At 53.7% G+C, this 15,129-nt stretch carries 12 protein-coding genes; 11 read left to right on the top strand and 1 reads right to left on the bottom strand.

The window, feature by feature from the left end; all coding sequences use genetic code 11:
• Window positions 1-23 precede the first annotated feature (23 nt).
• The 10 genes from ACO064_RS09700 (at window position 24) to ACO064_RS09655 (ending at window position 13,801) form a co-directional block, all read left to right on the top strand.
• On the top strand, window positions 24-554 hold the full coding sequence (locus ACO064_RS09700; RefSeq protein WP_421827180.1) for a GNAT family N-acetyltransferase: 531 nt from the start codon (window positions 24-26) through the stop codon (window positions 552-554).
• Between the two features lies 1 nt (window position 555).
• On the top strand, window positions 556-2,514 hold the full coding sequence (locus ACO064_RS09695; RefSeq protein WP_421827179.1) for a hypothetical protein: 1,959 nt from the start codon (window positions 556-558) through the stop codon (window positions 2,512-2,514).
• A 140-nt stretch (window positions 2,515-2,654) separates the two neighbouring features.
• Complete coding sequence (locus ACO064_RS09690; RefSeq protein ID WP_114407183.1) at window positions 2,655-3,116, top strand: MarR family winged helix-turn-helix transcriptional regulator; 462 nt, start codon at window positions 2,655-2,657, stop codon at window positions 3,114-3,116.
• A gap of 67 nt (window positions 3,117-3,183) precedes the next feature.
• Complete coding sequence (locus ACO064_RS09685; RefSeq protein WP_421827178.1) at window positions 3,184-3,858, top strand: YceI family protein; 675 nt, start codon at window positions 3,184-3,186, stop codon at window positions 3,856-3,858.
• Between the two features lie 162 nt (window positions 3,859-4,020).
• A complete protein-coding gene (locus ACO064_RS09680; protein WP_421827177.1) occupies window positions 4,021-4,722 on the top strand; it encodes an RNA polymerase sigma-70 factor in 702 nt (233 codons plus the stop codon).
• Window positions 4,719-5,720 (top strand): FecR family protein, encoded by a 1,002-nt coding sequence (locus ACO064_RS09675; RefSeq protein WP_421827176.1) that lies wholly within the window; start codon window positions 4,719-4,721, stop codon window positions 5,718-5,720. The genes ACO064_RS09680 and ACO064_RS09675 overlap by 4 nt, the downstream gene beginning before the upstream one ends.
• Window positions 5,721-5,750: 30 nt before the next feature.
• Window positions 5,751-9,224, top strand: a complete 3,474-nt coding sequence (locus tag ACO064_RS09670) for a SusC/RagA family TonB-linked outer membrane protein (protein WP_421827175.1) — start codon at window positions 5,751-5,753, stop codon at window positions 9,222-9,224.
• A 41-nt stretch (window positions 9,225-9,265) separates the two neighbouring features.
• Entirely contained in the window at window positions 9,266-10,729 is a 1,464-nt protein-coding gene (locus ACO064_RS09665) for a RagB/SusD family nutrient uptake outer membrane protein (protein WP_421827174.1), read from the top strand.
• Window positions 10,730-10,949: 220 nt separating this feature from the next.
• The gene (locus ACO064_RS09660; RefSeq protein ID WP_421827173.1) at window positions 10,950-12,011 is read left to right on the top strand and encodes a glycoside hydrolase family 2 TIM barrel-domain containing protein; all 1,062 of its coding nucleotides are present in this window, start codon (window positions 10,950-10,952) and stop codon (window positions 12,009-12,011) included.
• A 71-nt stretch (window positions 12,012-12,082) separates the two neighbouring features.
• Entirely contained in the window at window positions 12,083-13,801 is a 1,719-nt protein-coding gene (locus tag ACO064_RS09655; protein WP_421827172.1) for an arylsulfatase, read from the top strand.
• Here ACO064_RS09655 and ACO064_RS09650 read toward each other — a convergent pair whose 3' ends face one another.
• Entirely contained in the window at window positions 13,802-14,245 is a 444-nt protein-coding gene (locus ACO064_RS09650) for a type I restriction enzyme HsdR N-terminal domain-containing protein (RefSeq protein ID WP_421827171.1), read from the bottom strand. It lies immediately after the preceding gene.
• A gap of 62 nt (window positions 14,246-14,307) precedes the next feature.
• On the opposite strand from ACO064_RS09650, the gene ACO064_RS09645 reads away from it, so the two are divergent.
• Entirely contained in the window at window positions 14,308-15,078 is a 771-nt protein-coding gene (locus ACO064_RS09645) for an AMP nucleosidase (protein WP_421827170.1), read from the top strand.
• Window positions 15,079-15,129 lie beyond the last annotated feature (51 nt).

The following is a 15,129-nucleotide window of genomic DNA, read 5'->3' as shown; positions in this document are numbered from 1 at the left end:
CAAACATAACAACTAAACTGGTCTTGAAAACACCCTTTCAGATTCGAACCGCTACCCTGGACGATGCGGTGGCGCTGACCGATCTGGCGATCCGGACGATGCGGGAAGCTTTTGGGCCTCCGCACAATCCGGCCGAACTGGTTGAAGCGTATATAGAAGAAGCTTTTTCTGTGGAACAAACCCGCCAGGAACTGTTGGACCCCAAAGTAACTTTTTTAGTAACCGTTGGTTCCGATCAGGAAGTGGTGGGCTATGCGAAATTACGAAGAAACCGCCCACCCCGTCAGCTCAAAGGCCAACATGCCATCGAAATTCAGCGTTTATACGTATTGGATAGTCAGATCGGGAACGGATTGGGGAGACAACTCATGGAAAACTGCCTCGATCGGGCCCGTCAGGAAGGGTACAAAACGTTGTGGCTGGGGGTCTGGGAGCGGAACAAACGGGGCATTGGCTTTTATGAGCGGATGGGTTTTCAGAAATGCGGGTGGCATTATTTTCAGTTTGGCCACGAAAGGCAGCGGGATTACTGGATGAAAAAAGAAGTACAGTAGCGTGAAACCAGTCAAAGATCGTCAGATCGATTTCAGGAGATTCCGGCTCATTCACAGGGGCTGGCTGACGATCGTATGGCTGCTGCTGGCGGTTTCGGTTTCGGTGGCGCAGGAAATTAAAATTCCCGTTCCCGACACCAAAGGCGATTCGCTCACCCGGGCAGATTCGATTACGAAAGGCATTCGGGATGCCAAACAGGTGGTGCGGGACAGTTTGTTTTACACGAACCTGAAAAACCGGATGTTCAAACGCAAGATCACGCGCGAACTACACAAACTGCTGTTTCACGACATGTATAACAGCCGGATTAAAACCGGGGATGTTAATGAGATTGAAGCCAATCCGTTCGTGAAATACCAGGGCCGGGTGATCAATAAAATCTACATCCGGCGGCTGGGTGTTTTTGGCCCCAGTGTATACGATACGTTGCGCCGACCCCGAAGCTGGCTCGAACGAACGGCAAACCAGCTCCACGCCGACACCCGCGAGGGCGTAATCCGGCGGTCGTTTCTGCTGTTCGAAGAGGGCGACCGCATCAGTCCGGACACGCTGCGCGACAACGAGCGGCTGTTGCGGAATTCCAATGTGTTTCACGATGCGCGGATCATCGTGGTGCCGCACGAAGGAAGCCGGGGTTTTGTCGATGTCTACGTCATCACGCAGGATGTCTGGTCGTTATTGCCATCGGGTAGTGTGGGCGGTTTTAACCGGTTCGATCTGCGCCTGGAGCAGCGAAACTTCCGGGGGCTGGCCCACACCTTTTCCAACCAGATTGCGTATAACGCCGACGATCCCTTTCAAAAACTCGAATACCGGGGGCGGTATATTGTTCCATACATCGGCAAAACGTTTTTTACCGGGCAGGCCGATCTGGTAGAAACCCGCGATTTGAAACAGTACGCAGTGCGCTTCTATCGCCCGTTTCTGACGCCGGATACCAAGTGGGCGGGTTCGGCCGAATTGAGTTACAACCGGTTTCCCCGCTACATCGTTTTTTCGGAAGACAGCGCTCAGCTCACCAAGCTCGGCTATTATTATAATGACGTCTGGGCTGGTTATGCCTTCAAACCGTTCTTCAGTTTTTTGGGGGAAGGAGACGACCGAACGCGGCTGGTGGTGGCCGCCCGGTTTACGCGACTGGCTTTCACCAACCGGCCGGAAGTGCGGCAAGACACGAATCAGTTGTTTCAGAATACGAATGCCACGCTGTTCAGCATCGGTTTGTCGCGTCGGCGCTATGTGCGGGATGTATTGATCTACGGTTTTGGCCGGACAGAGGACGTTCCCTTTGGGAGTCTGGCGTCCATTGTGGCGGGCTACGATAATGCCGAACTGGGTCAGCGCAAGTACCTGGGTTTCAAATACTCCAAAGCGCATTACCTCGAATCGTTCGGATATCTGTATGGCGCGTTGAGTATCGGCAGTTTTCTGCGGAGCAAGACCACCGTGGAGCAGGGTGTTTTTTCGCTGGAGTCGAGTTATTTCACCCCCCTTCGAACGACCAACTGGGGCAACTGGCGGCATTTTATCAATTTCCGCTACACGATGGGTTCTCAGCGGTTCACCAATGAATACCTGACGCTGAGTGGCCGCGACCGGCTCGGGATCAACAACAACGAATTGCGCGGTACGAAGTTATTATTGACCAATCTCGAAAATATTTTATTCTCCCGTCTGAACATCGTCGGTTTTCGGGTGGCCATTGTCACCTTTGCCAACCTTGGTTTGGTTACCTACCAGACCCGGAAACTGTTCCAGGGACCTCTTTATCAGGGTTATGGCGTGGCATTTCGGTTACGAAATGAGAACCTGACCTTCAACAGTTTCCAGATCCGGATTGCCTGGTATCCCAATATTCCCAACAACCCGGCACCCTTCCGGCCAGCCTTCGAAGGCGTGCCCACCGCCCGTTTCCGCGACTTCGACACCTCGGCACCAGAAATTATTCCATACCGCTGAAACTTTTTTTGAATATAATGTTGTTACATTAAATGTATAGACAGTATATTTGTAACGTTAACGGGGACTGGTAATTAAAGGTGAAATGGTTATTTTGCAACTGAACCGAAGAAGCCGTTCCTCACTTAGCAAAAATGACAATGCCAATCGAGAATGACATCAAACAAACCACATCGTTCCGGTCTCCGTATCACCGGATGACGGTGAACCTGATGTATACCAACGGGTGGGTATGCGATGAGCAGATGTATTTACTAAAACCGTATGGGTTAACCATTCAGCAATACAATGTCCTCCGGATTTTGCGCGGACAGTACCCTAACCCGGTCAAAGTAGCGGATATTACCGAGCGGATGCTGGATAAAATGTCGAATGCGTCCCGTTTGGTCGATAAATTGCTTGCAAAAGAATTAGCCCAGCGCACCGAATGCCCCAACGACCGTCGGGCGGTCGACGTCGTGATCACCGAGAAAGGGCTGGATCTATTGAAAATCATGGATCAGCACCAGAATCAGTGGGAAAAGCGGTTTCATAACCTGACCGAAGAAGAAGCCAATGAGCTAAACCGCCTGCTCGACAAACTGCGTGGATCGTCAGAATAGCAATCCCTTTTTTTACCAATAAATCAAATTACAACCAACCAATTTCCCTAAATTAAAAATTAATCTCATGTACAAGCAAATTTTAGTAGGATTCGTGGCCCTGAGCGTAGCAATCAGCAATCCTGTAGCAGCCAACACTGGTGTTTCCGGCAATGACAAAAACGCCAAGAAGAGTGTCGCCAAAACGACGACGTACAACATCGACGTCGATAAAAGCGTATTGACCTGGAATGGTAAAAAAGTAACCGGCGAACACACCGGCCCCGTAAAAGCTGAAAAAGGCTATCTGACCCTCAGCGGTAACCAGTTGAAAGGCGGTCTCGTATCCATCGACCTCCGGACAATGACCAGCACCGACCTGAAAGACAACAAGGAATACCACGACAAGTTGATCAATCACCTGAAATCGGACGATTTCTTCTCGGTTGCCAAACACCCGGTTGCCACCTTCAAAATCACGAAAGTGAAAGCCACCGCCGGTAATGTCGCCGATGTAACCGGCGATCTGACGATCAAAGGCATCACGAACCCCGTCACGTTCCCGGTGACGTATTCTGTTTCGGGTAACACGCTGACGGCTAGTGGAAAAGCTACCATCAACCGTGCTAAATTCGAGATTAAATACGGTTCGAAATCATTCTTTGATAACCTGGGCGACAAAGTGATCTACGATGACTTTACCGTCGATATGAACATTGTGGCCACGGCCGACCAAGCAGCTTCCGGCGTAAAAACGAAATAAGTTTTTAGCGTACCCCCGTAACGAACCGCGTTCCTGATCATCAGGACGCGGTTTTTTTGTGGAAATCTGAGAATAATAAAAAAAAATCTACGAATAGACTAGGGGATAGACCCGGTTTCGCGGACTTAGTTGTAAATCCGATCCGTTTGTCTTCCTTTGTCGATGGCCGAAAATCTACCCGAAAATCCTGTTCCCTCCAATCCATTCCGGCAGCCACCTGCGGAACCGGTGGTGGTCGATACCGAATTTCTGATTCGGCAGACGTTCGAGAGCGACGCCCGGCGGGGCTACGAGCTGCTTTTCCGGCGGTATTACCGGACGCTGTGCAGTCAGGCGGTTCGGTTTGTCCATTCGCGCACCATTGCTGAAGACCTGGTGAGCGAAGTGTTTTTCAGTTTCTGGAAAAACCAGGTTCATCAGCACATTACCACGTCCTATCAGGCGTATTTGTATGCTGCCGTCCGGAAACGGGCTTACACGCATCTGCGGCTGGAATTTCGGCAGGAAGCGATGCCTGCGGAGGACGAAGCCGATGGAATGGACGCCGATTTTGCACTCGATCCCGAACAATTGCTCCAGTATACCGAACTCTACCAGCGCATCGAAGAAACCGTTCGGCTGCTTCCCCCGCAATGCCAGCGCGTGTTTGTGATGAGCCGGTTTGAAGGCAAAAAGCACCGCGAAATTGCCGACGAACTCCAGATTTCTCCGAAAACGATCGAAGCGCATTTAAGTCGTGCGCTTTCGCAGCTCCGCCAGTCGCTTCAATTAGGCCTTTTTTGCTGGCTAACGGCATTCACCCTTGTTCATCCTGCCACGCAACCGGGCTCCCCTGCATCGGCGCAAACCTCCGTCATCGTATGAATCCGGTTATCACGAAAGAAAAATTGTTCGAACATTTTGCGGGTCGTTCCACGGCTTTGCAACGGACGATGATCGCCGAGTGGTTGCAGCAACCGGCCAACCAATTGCACTACGTAGCCTGGCTCGACGAATGGGAACGCCAGCATTTGCAGTACATCGCCGATGAAGATGCGGCCCTGCAAACCCTCACCGATCGCATCGAAATCTGGGAACAGCAACACCCGGCGGTTCCGGCAAACCAGCCCACCCGCGTTCATCCGTTGCCGGTTAAGCCCCGCTGGCTGGTGGCGGCTGCGGTGGTGCTTTCGCTGCTGGCGGGACTCTACGCGGGTCGGCAACGGCTGCTGTACCAGACCATAGCGACCGGCTTTGGCGAAACCCGACCGGTAACACTGTCGGATGGCTCGCAGGTGACGCTCAATGCCAATTCGACGCTGCGCGTACCGCGTTTCGGCTTCGGCCCACAAACCCGGGCGGTTTGGCTGACGGGCGAAGCGGCCTTTTCCATCCGGCATACGCCAACGCACCAGCGGTTTGTCGTTCACACGAAACGGGGTATCGAGGTGGAGGTATTGGGCACCGAATTTAACGTATACGACCGACCGCAGGAAACCAAAATTGTGCTGAGTCGCGGAGCCATCCAACTCAACTACAATAGCCCGACCAAACCCGTCCGTCGCCTGCGCCTGAAACCGGGCGATGCCGTCCGGGTCAATCCCGCCGGACAGCTAACCCAGAGCCATATGGCTCAGCCTGAGGTTAGTACGGCCTGGCGCGACCACCGGTTTGTGTTCAAAAGCACCCCCGTTCGGGAAATTGCCGATCTCCTCCGCGATACCTACGACCTGCGGCTGGAACTGAAAAATCCGGCCCTGGCCAACCGCACCATCACGGGTTCTTTCCAGGCCCACGATGCCGATGAGTTTCTGCAGGTGGTGGCTGAATTGTTGGAAATCAATTACAAACAGAAAGAAAATACCGTCACTTTTTTCGAATAGCCTTTCTACCCTTATCAACTTTCCTGTTCTATGTGTTCACCCTTGAACTCCACTCCGCTGCCCGTTTTGCTGGTTGCCTGGTTACTGAGCAGTCCGCAACCGGCCAGCAGCCAGACCCTGGCGATGATCCGGCAGCAGGACCGCACGACGATGGCTCCATCAGCCGTGGTGACGCGCCGACTGGCCGACGTGCTGAATGACCTGAAAACCCGATACCGGACCGATATTCTGTTTGAAGACCGTACCATCGCCAATCTGACCGTCCCGGCGGATGCGTTGGTCGGCAGTGCCACGCTCGAAGACGCGCTGGGCCGCTTACTGAAACCGTTCCATCTGCGCTACAAACAGGTAAAACCGGGTACGTGGGTTGTTCTGAACCGAAAACCGTCGGCTGGTGATGCGCGATTTCCGGCAGTACCGGCGACCGGGACAGAGCAGGCCGAAAACAATTTCCTGAATGCGGGCTTACCGGCATCCATGACCGCTTCGACAGCCGCCGTTCCGGTGGATATTTCCGTCGGTGGTACGGTGACGGGAGCTGACAATGGCGGTTCGCTGCCCGGCGTCAGCGTGGTTTTGAAAGGCACCAACCGGGGTACGACGACCGATGCCAACGGGCGGTATCAGTTGAGCATTCCGGAACCGGCCACGGGTCTGACGCTGGTTTTTTCGTACGTGGGCTACCTGGCGCAGGAAGAGGTGATCAATAACCGTTCGGAAATTAATGTGGCGTTGAAAGTAAATAGCCAGGCGCTGAATGAAGTGGTCGTTGTGGGATACGGAACGGTGCGGAAAAGCGATCTGACCGGTTCTGTGACTTCCCTGAAAGCCCAGGATTTGACGCGGGGTGCCAACATGAACCTGCAGCAAACGCTGGCGGGTCGGGCACCGGGTGTGCAGATTTACCAGAAAAGCGGAGAACCGGGGGCCACGATGAGCGTGCAAATCCGGGGCATTACGTCCATTACGGGCAACAACGATCCATTGTACGTGGTGGACGGTTTGCCGGTCAACGACGGCACGGCCATTGGCTCGGCGAGCGCGGGCGGTACGACCAGCAATCCCAACAACCGGACGCCACTGAACAGCCTGAATCCCGCCGATATCGAGTCGATCGAGATTTTGAAGGATGCTTCCGCAGCGGCCATTTACGGGTCACGCGGAGCGAATGGGGTAGTGATCATTACCACCAAAAAAGGGAAAGATGGCAAGCTGAAAGTGGAATACAACGGAACCTATGGCGTGCAGAAAGTAGCGAATACCCAGCAGTTTATGACGGGTGATGAATACACGAAAGTGATCAACGAAATCATCGACCTCGGCAAACTCAGCACGCCCAAAGTCACCGGCACGAACGCCAATACCAACTGGCAGAATCTGTTGTTACGCAACGCCCCGATCCAGTCACACGATCTGTCGTTCAGTGGGGCCGGAGCCAATACCAAATACTACGTATCGGTTGGGTATTTTAACCAGGACGGTATTATGCTGAAATCCGGCACCAACCGCTACAACGCCCGGGTGAATCTGGAAAACGGCATTGCCTCCAAATACAATGTCGGAGTGAGTCTGACGACGGCTTACAGCCGCGATTACTACAACGCCACCGGCGTCGGTCTGAACGACAACGCCAGCGCGCTCTACATGGCCCAGAACTACGATCCGACGGCAGCACCCTACAACCCCGATGGTTCGTTTTACCGCTCGCCATTGATGGCTCCGATGGACAATCCGCTGGCCGTCATCAATGGACAATATGGCATGGGCGACACCTACCGCACCTTCGGAAACGTGTATGCGGAATACTTCCTGATGCCGTCGTTGTCTGCCAAAGTGCGGGTCGGCGTGGATTTAAACAACAACCAGCGGTATTTCTGGATCGATCCGACCACGCTCACCGGTTTGTCGTACAATGGGTATGCCGACGTGCGCGACGGAAAACGGGGGTATTACCTGACCGAAGGCACGTTGAACTACAACAAAGAGGTGAAAGACCACCGGATTTCGGCGGTGGCCGGAGCCACGTATGAGCGGTACACGTCCAGTAGCCTGATCGCCAATTCCCGTTCCTTTGCCCTGCCTGATCTGACGTTCGATGCCTTGGGTACGGGCGATAATACGCTGAACGGAGTCGGCAGTGGTCGTCAGGAGAACAAGATCGTCTCGTTTCTGGGCCGCGCCAGTTATGCCTACAAAGGGAAATATCTGCTGACGGCGTCGATCCGCGCCGATGGTTCGGCACGGTTTGGCCCCAACAAACGGTTCGGGTATTTCCCGTCGGCAGCCGTCGCCTGGCGGATTTATGACGAGGATTTTCTGAAAAATAACCGGGTGCTGAGTGAACTGAAACTGCGGGCGAGCTACGGCGTTACCGGAAACCAGCCGACGGTGAATTACCTCTATTTTTCGACTTATTCTGCCGGACGCAATGCGGTTTTTAACGGCAACAAGGTCAGTTCGCTCCAGCCCAGCCGCAGCGCCAACCCCGATCTGCAATGGGAAGCCGCCGTGCAGGCCGACATCGGGGTGGATTTTGGCTTCTTCAACTCGCGTCTGACGGGGAGCATCGATTACTACAACCGCAAGACTTCCAATCTGTTATACGACATTCCGCAACCGGCCAGCACCGGTTTTGGCAGCCGGACCGAGAACGTGGGCAGTATGCGCAACACCGGTTTGGAACTGGCGCTGAAAGCCGTGATTGTGAACCAGAAGGACGTTCGGTTCGATGCCGGTTTCAACATCACGACGCTGAAAAACCGGGTGTTGAGTCTGGGCAATGTGAGTCAGGCCATCGGCACCGGGCCGGGCAGCATCGGTCAGGTGAGCATTCTGAAACCGGGTGAATCCATCGGTTCTTTTTATGGGTATCTGGTCGATGGTGTCTGGCAAACGGGCGACGATTTCGGTCAGGCGCAAACCGGCGTCCGGGCCGGCGACCTGAAATACCGCGATCTGGACGGCAACAAAATCATCAATGCCAACGACCGGGTGGTGCTGGGCAAATCGCTGCCTGATTTCTACTACGGTTTTAATTCCAGCGTTTCGTATAAAACCCTCGTTCTGGATGTGTTTCTGGAAGGATCACAGGGCGCTAAAATGCTGAACAGCAGTCTGGTCGATTCATATTATCCGGTGGATTATCGCCGTAACAAACTGGCCGAACCGTATCTGAACCGCTGGACGCCCACCAACCCCACCAACGACTATCCGTCGTTTCTGCCGAACGATGTGCAGGGGCAACGGCAGGTGACCAACAAAACTGTCGAGGATGCCTCGTATCTGCGGCTTCAGTCGATCCGGTTATCGTACAAAATTCCCCTGAAAACGCGGTTTATCAGCGGGGCGTCGGTCTTCGTAAATGGGCAGAACCTGTACACGTTTACGAACTATTCCGGCTCTGACCCGGCGGCCAATGCCCTCGGCGACAATATTTTACGCATCGACTACAACACCTATCCCTTAACCAGAACCTTTACAACGGGGCTAAACCTCCAGTTCTGACCGTGAAACGAGACTTTATACGTCCTAACAGTGGATCATTCATGAAAAAGATCGTCAACTATATCCTCCTCGTGGGTGCGGTTCTGGCGTTGCCAGCCTGCGAAGAGACCCTGGAAGTAACGCCCAAATCCGAATTTTCGCCGGGCAATGTGCTGACGTCCGAAAGCGGTATCAAGTCGTTGCTGTTTTCGGCTTATGCCCAGGCGCAGACCCAATCCAACTCGCGCTACGTCATCAATGATTCGGAAGTTTGTACCGATATGGCATTCAATACCGGTGGCGCCGAAAACGGGCAGCTCATCACGATCATCAACTTCACCTGGGATCCGTCGCTGGGAACGTTCAACGATGATATGTGGGCACCGAATTACCGGGCCATTCGCGATGCCAACGGCGTTATCGAGAACATCGACAACGTGAATACGACCGATGCCATCAAGAAACTCTTCAAAGCTGAAGCGCGGGTTTTGCGGGCGCAGGCCTACGCGATCCTGTACAATTTCTTCGGCACGGTTCCGCTCCGGACTTCGACGAGCCAGCTTGGCGGACTGGCGCGGGCTGCGGAGGCTGATCTCAAAACGTTTATCGAAACGGAAATCAGTCAATCCATCGCCGATCTGCCCGATCCGGGGAAGGAAGAAGCGTATGGCCGGTTGAACAAAGGGAATGCAAACGGGATTCTGGCCAAGTTTTACCTCAATACCAAACAGTGGCAGAAAGCCGCCGATGCCGCGAAAGCGGTGATGGATCTGAACTACTACGCCCTGCATCCTGCATTTGCGGAACTGTTTCGGATCGAAAATGAAGGCATGAACAACCGCGAAATGCTGCTGGTGTTGCCGTGCCGAACGGAAGATCCGTTCGGAAACTGGTTTCAGGCCGGAACCTTGCCGCCGTCGTACAAGAGCAGTCCGCAGTTTCCCAACTATGTCTATAAGACCACCATGTCGAATTTTGCGACGCAATACCGCCTGCGAACCGCCTTCACCAGCACGTTTGCTCCGACCGATAAGCGGCTTCAACTGATTTGCACCAGCTATGTCAACAGCAGCAACCAGACCGTCGATCTGTCGACCGGCGACAACGCCCGGAGTTTTAAATACTGGGACAACAATACGGTGGGGAACAACAGCGGAACCGACGTGCCGGTGATTCGGTATGCCGACATCCTGCTGACCCGCGCCGAAGCCCTGAATGAGCTGAACGGCCCAACCGCCGAGTGTTTTACGCTGATCAATCAGGTGCGCACCCGAGCCGGTATTGCCAACCTGACCACCGCCGATGCCGCCACCAAAGAAGCTTTCCGGACGGTTATTTTCCGGGAGCGGGGCTGGGAGTTTGTCTCCGAAGGCAAGCGCCGGGAAGACCTGATTCGTCAGGGAACGTTCATTTCGCTGGCTCAGGCGCGGGGCATAACGAACGCCAAACCGGAGCGGGTGTTGTTCCCGATTCCGCAGTCCGAAATTGATGCCAACAAGTTGTGTGTTCAGAATTCGGGTTATTGACTCCAGGACTTATGTCTGATAATTCTGATGCATTTTCGCATTTTCTTTTTGCCCCGTTCCCCTAAAGGCCAGGCTGTTAAGTTATTCCGCTTTTCGCCCCCAACCCCCTAAAGGGGGCTTCGAAATCCGGATGTTTTAGCCCGGCACTGGTCGCCCGGCCTTTAGGGGGTTGGGGGCAAAAAGCGAAAGTCTTAAACTCTTTTCCTTTATTACAGTAGGTATGAAACGATTATTGACCATTGTGGGGGTGCTGATGCTGGTTGCGACCGGATTAAACGCCCAAAACAAGATCTGGACGCCCGAGAAGGCGAATGCCTGGTATCAGAAACACGGCTGGATCCGGGGCTGTAACTTCCAGCCCAGTTCGGCCATCAACCAACTGGAAATGTTTCAGGAGGCAACCTTTGATCCCCAAACGCTCGACCGCGAACTTGGCTGGGCCGAAGGTCTGGGACTGAATGCGATGCGGGTGTATCTGCACCACGTGGCCTGGACGTCGGATCAGGCAGGGTTCAAAAAGCGGCTCGATCAATACCTCGGCATCTCCCAAAAACACGGTATTAAAACCATTCTGGTGTTTTTTGACGATTGCTGGAACGACGAATACCGCCCTGGAAAACAGCCGGAACCCAAACCGGGTATTCATAACAGCGGCTGGGTGCGCGACCCCGGTACCATGATCCACACCCATCCCGACAGTTTGGCGATGCTGGAACGGTATGTGAAAGATGTGATGACCACCTTTAAAAACGACGAGCGGATTCTGCTCTGGGATCTGTATAACGAACCGGGCAACAACCAGTATTTCAGCAAAAGTTTGCCATTGCTGAAAGCGGTTTTTAGCTGGGCGCGGGCCGTTGATCCTTCGCAGCCGGTGAGTGCCGGTTTGTGGAACTGGGACGAAAAATTTACCGAGCTAAACCAGTTTCAGCTCGAAAATTCGGATGTGATCACCTACCACCATTACAAGTATATCGATGATCATAAAAAGCGGATTGCGGACCTCCGGCAACACAAGCGGCCGCTGATCTGCACCGAATACATGGCCCGGTCCAACGGCAGTATTTTTCAGACCATCATGCCGCTGCTGAAACAGGAAAACATCGGTGCGATCAACTGGGGGTTCGTGGCGGGTAAAACCAACACCATCTACGCCTGGCGAATGCCGATGCCCGACGGCAAAGAGCCGGAATTGTGGTTTCACGACATTTTGCGGAAAGACGGAACCCCCTTCAGCGCAGAGGAGTTGAAGACGATCAAAACATTGACCGGTAAAAAATAAAGGTGTCGATCCATCCGGCGTGGATTATCCGTAGGTTGCATTCATATTGGTTCAAATTTACTGGTTACGTTATGAAAAAAGGGCTTTTGGTTCTGTCGATCCCTTTGCTGGCCGTTTTTGCCATCCTGTTTCTGGGCAGTTTTGAGAAAAAACCGCTCGCTACTCCGTCGCCCCAAGCGACTGCCCGGCCCAACATCATTGTGATCATGGCAGACGACCTCGGTTTTTCGGATGTCGGCTGCTACGGCGGTGAAATTCATACCCCGAACATCGATTACCTGGCCCAAAACGGCATTCGGTATACGCAGTTTTACAACACCTCGCGCTGTTGTCCGACGCGGGCCAGTTTGCTGACCGGTTTATACAACCAGCAGGCCGGTATTGGCAAAATGACCGAAGCGGAAGATCAACCCGGCTACCGCGGTCACCTGACCGACAATACCGTAACGCTGGCGGAAGTGCTCAAAACCGCTGGTTATCAGACAGCGATGACCGGGAAATGGCACGTTTCGAACACCACGGTGCAGAAAGACCCGAAGGAACAACTGGCGTGGCTGAACCACCAGAAGGACTACGGCGATTTTGCGCCTATCGACCAATATCCGACCAACCGGGGTTTTGACCGGTATTTTGGCAACATCTGGGGCGTCGTCGATTTTTTCGATCCATTCAGCCTGGTAAACGGCACCAAACCGGTCAAAACCGTGCCGAAGAACTATTACCACACGGATGCCATCAGCGATACAACGGTCGCGTACATTCAATCCTTTGCGAAGGGATCGGCACCGTTTTTTCTCTATGTGGCCCACACGGCCCCGCACTGGCCGCTGATGGCGTTGCCCGAAGACATCGCGAAATACAAGGATACCTATAAAGTGGGCTGGGATGTGATTCGGAAAAACCGGTATCAGAAAATGGTCAAACTGGGGCTGATCGATCCGAAGAAAACCAAACTTTCCGACCGCTGGCAGAATGACCTGAGCTGGGAAGCCAACCCGGATAAAGAATGGGATGCCCGCGCAATGGCCGTTCATGCCGCCATGATCGACCGGATGGATCAGGGCATTGGCCGGATGCTGAAAGCCCTGCGCGAAACCGGTCAACTGGACAATACGCTGATTCTGTTTTTGTCGGACAACGGAGCCAGCCCCGAAAACTGTGCGGCTTACGGCCCCGGTTTCGACCGCCCCAACCAGACCCGCGATGGCCGACCGATTGCCTACGACCTCAAAAAGCAGGTGATGCCGGGCGCGCAGACGTCCTATGCCTCGATTGGACAGCGCTGGGCCAACGTTGCCAACACGCCGTATCAGTTCTGGAAAGCCGAATCGTCGGAAGGGGGCGTTCATACGCCTTTGGTGGCTTTCTGGCCCAACGGGATGACGGCTAAAAAAGGCAGCTTTAGTGCGCAGACGGGACACGTGATGGATTTCATGAGCACGTTTGTCGAACTGGCCGGTGCGACGTACCCCAAAACCCACCAGGGTCACGCGATCACGCCCAGCACGGGCGTCAGTCTGGTGCCGTCTTTTCAAGGAAAACCGGTAGTGGGTCATTCAACCTTGTTTAACGAACATTTTGGCGCGCGGTATGCCCGGTCCGGGAACTGGAAACTGGTTTCGGCCAGCCGCGACACCACCTGGCGGCTGTTCGATCTGGCAACGGATCAAACTGAAATGAACGATTTGGCGGCCCGGTATCCCGATAAAGTGCGTGAACTGGAAGGGCTATGGCGTCAGTGGGCGAACACCCATCAGGTGTTTCCAAAACCGGGGAAGAAAACGAATTGATTACTCAAACCGGGGCAGATCGTCCAGAAAATCAACCGTTTGGAGTTGGTAATCGACGCAGCAGCAGAAGTGCGTTAGGCCATTGGTTACCACGATGTACGGGGCCTGATGGATGTGGTTGTAACGGCCAATTTGGTCAAAGACCTGTTGGGTTACAGTCACCTGGGGGGCTTTGCACTCGACGAGCAGGAACGGTTTTCCCAACCGGTCGAACACCAGAATATCCGTTCGTTTTCGCAATTGATTGAGTTTCAAACCGCCTTCACTGCGAATCAGTGATTTCGGATAGCCATACTGATTCAGCAGCAGATGCACGACGTGTTGCCGCACCCATTCTTCCGGCGTAATGAGCACGTACTTCTTCCGCAACACATCGAAAATATACGGTTTCCCCTCGATCTGCTTCGTATTGTACTCAAAAACCGGTAGGTTTAACGATTCCATCCGTCAAAAATACGGAATCTGGCGGAGTAATGCTGCCACCGATCGATGATACACTTCAAACCATGAAAACCAAAGATGAAATTGTCCAAAACTGGCTTCCCCGGTATACCGGAACGCCCATCGAACAGTTCGGAGAGTATATTCTGCTGACGAATTTTATCAACTACGTCGAGCTGTTTGCGAAAAAATACGATACCGAAATCTACGGCCTGGGCCGGGCCATGCAAACGGCAACTGCTGACAACATTACGATTATCAACTTCGGAATGGGCAGCGCCATGGCCGCAACGGTCATGGATTTGCTGACGGCGGTAGATCCCAAGGCGGTGTTGTTTCTGGGAAAATGCGGTGGGTTAAAAAAAACGCTGGTCGGCGATCTGGTTTTACCGATTGCGGCCATTCGGGGCGACGGCACCAGCAACGATTACATGCGGCCCGAAATTCCGGCTCTGCCGTCGTTTCGGTTGCAACGGGCGGTGTCGTCCATGATCAAAAAACACGAACTGGATTACTGGACCGGTACGGTCTATACGACCAACCGGCGGATCTGGGAACACGATGAAGTGTTCAAGGAATATTTGCGGGAGATTCGCGCGATGGCGATCGACATGGAAACCGCCACGATCTTCATCGTCGGCTTTGCCAACGCCATTCCGCACGGTGCCCTGCTGCTGGTTTCCGACAATCCGATGGTGCCGGAAGGTGTCAAAACCGAAGAGAGCGACAAACGCGTTACCGGCTCGTACGTCGAAAAACACCTCCAGATCGGCATCGACTCCCTCCGCGAACTAGCCAACTCGGGCGAGTCGGTCAAGCACCTGCGGTTTGAGTAAAGAGCTTTGCCCCGTTCCCCTAAAGGGACTTTTGGCATCCGGAGGATTCCG

Origin of the sequence: Larkinella sp., from assembly GCF_965227735.1 — a bacterium.
In the GTDB taxonomy this organism is placed as follows: Bacteria; Bacteroidota; Bacteroidia; order Cytophagales; family Spirosomataceae; genus Larkinella.
Note: the sequence above shows the minus strand (reverse complement) of the source record. Positions and strands in the feature narration are given on the sequence as shown.

Bases quoted from the DNA above. Each gene is read 5' to 3' on its own strand.
- ACO064_RS09690 (WP_114407183.1), top strand. From the start codon at position 2,655: ATGCCAATCGAGAATGACATCAAACAAACCACATCGTTCCGGTCTCCG.
- ACO064_RS09685 (WP_421827178.1), top strand. From the start codon at position 3,184: ATGTACAAGCAAATTTTAGTAGGATTCGTGGCCCTGAGCGTAGCAATC.
- ACO064_RS09680 (WP_421827177.1), top strand. From the start codon at position 4,021: ATGGCCGAAAATCTACCCGAAAATCCTGTTCCCTCCAATCCATTCCGG.
- ACO064_RS09675 (WP_421827176.1), top strand. From the start codon at position 4,719: ATGAATCCGGTTATCACGAAAGAAAAATTGTTCGAACATTTTGCGGGT.
- ACO064_RS09670 (WP_421827175.1), top strand. From the start codon at position 5,751: ATGTGTTCACCCTTGAACTCCACTCCGCTGCCCGTTTTGCTGGTTGCC.
- ACO064_RS09665 (WP_421827174.1), top strand. From the start codon at position 9,266: ATGAAAAAGATCGTCAACTATATCCTCCTCGTGGGTGCGGTTCTGGCG.
- ACO064_RS09660 (WP_421827173.1), top strand. From the start codon at position 10,950: ATGAAACGATTATTGACCATTGTGGGGGTGCTGATGCTGGTTGCGACC.
- ACO064_RS09655 (WP_421827172.1), top strand. From the start codon at position 12,083: ATGAAAAAAGGGCTTTTGGTTCTGTCGATCCCTTTGCTGGCCGTTTTT.
- ACO064_RS09650 (WP_421827171.1), bottom strand. From the start codon at position 14,245: ATGGAATCGTTAAACCTACCGGTTTTTGAGTACAATACGAAGCAGATC.
- ACO064_RS09645 (WP_421827170.1), top strand. From the start codon at position 14,308: ATGAAAACCAAAGATGAAATTGTCCAAAACTGGCTTCCCCGGTATACC.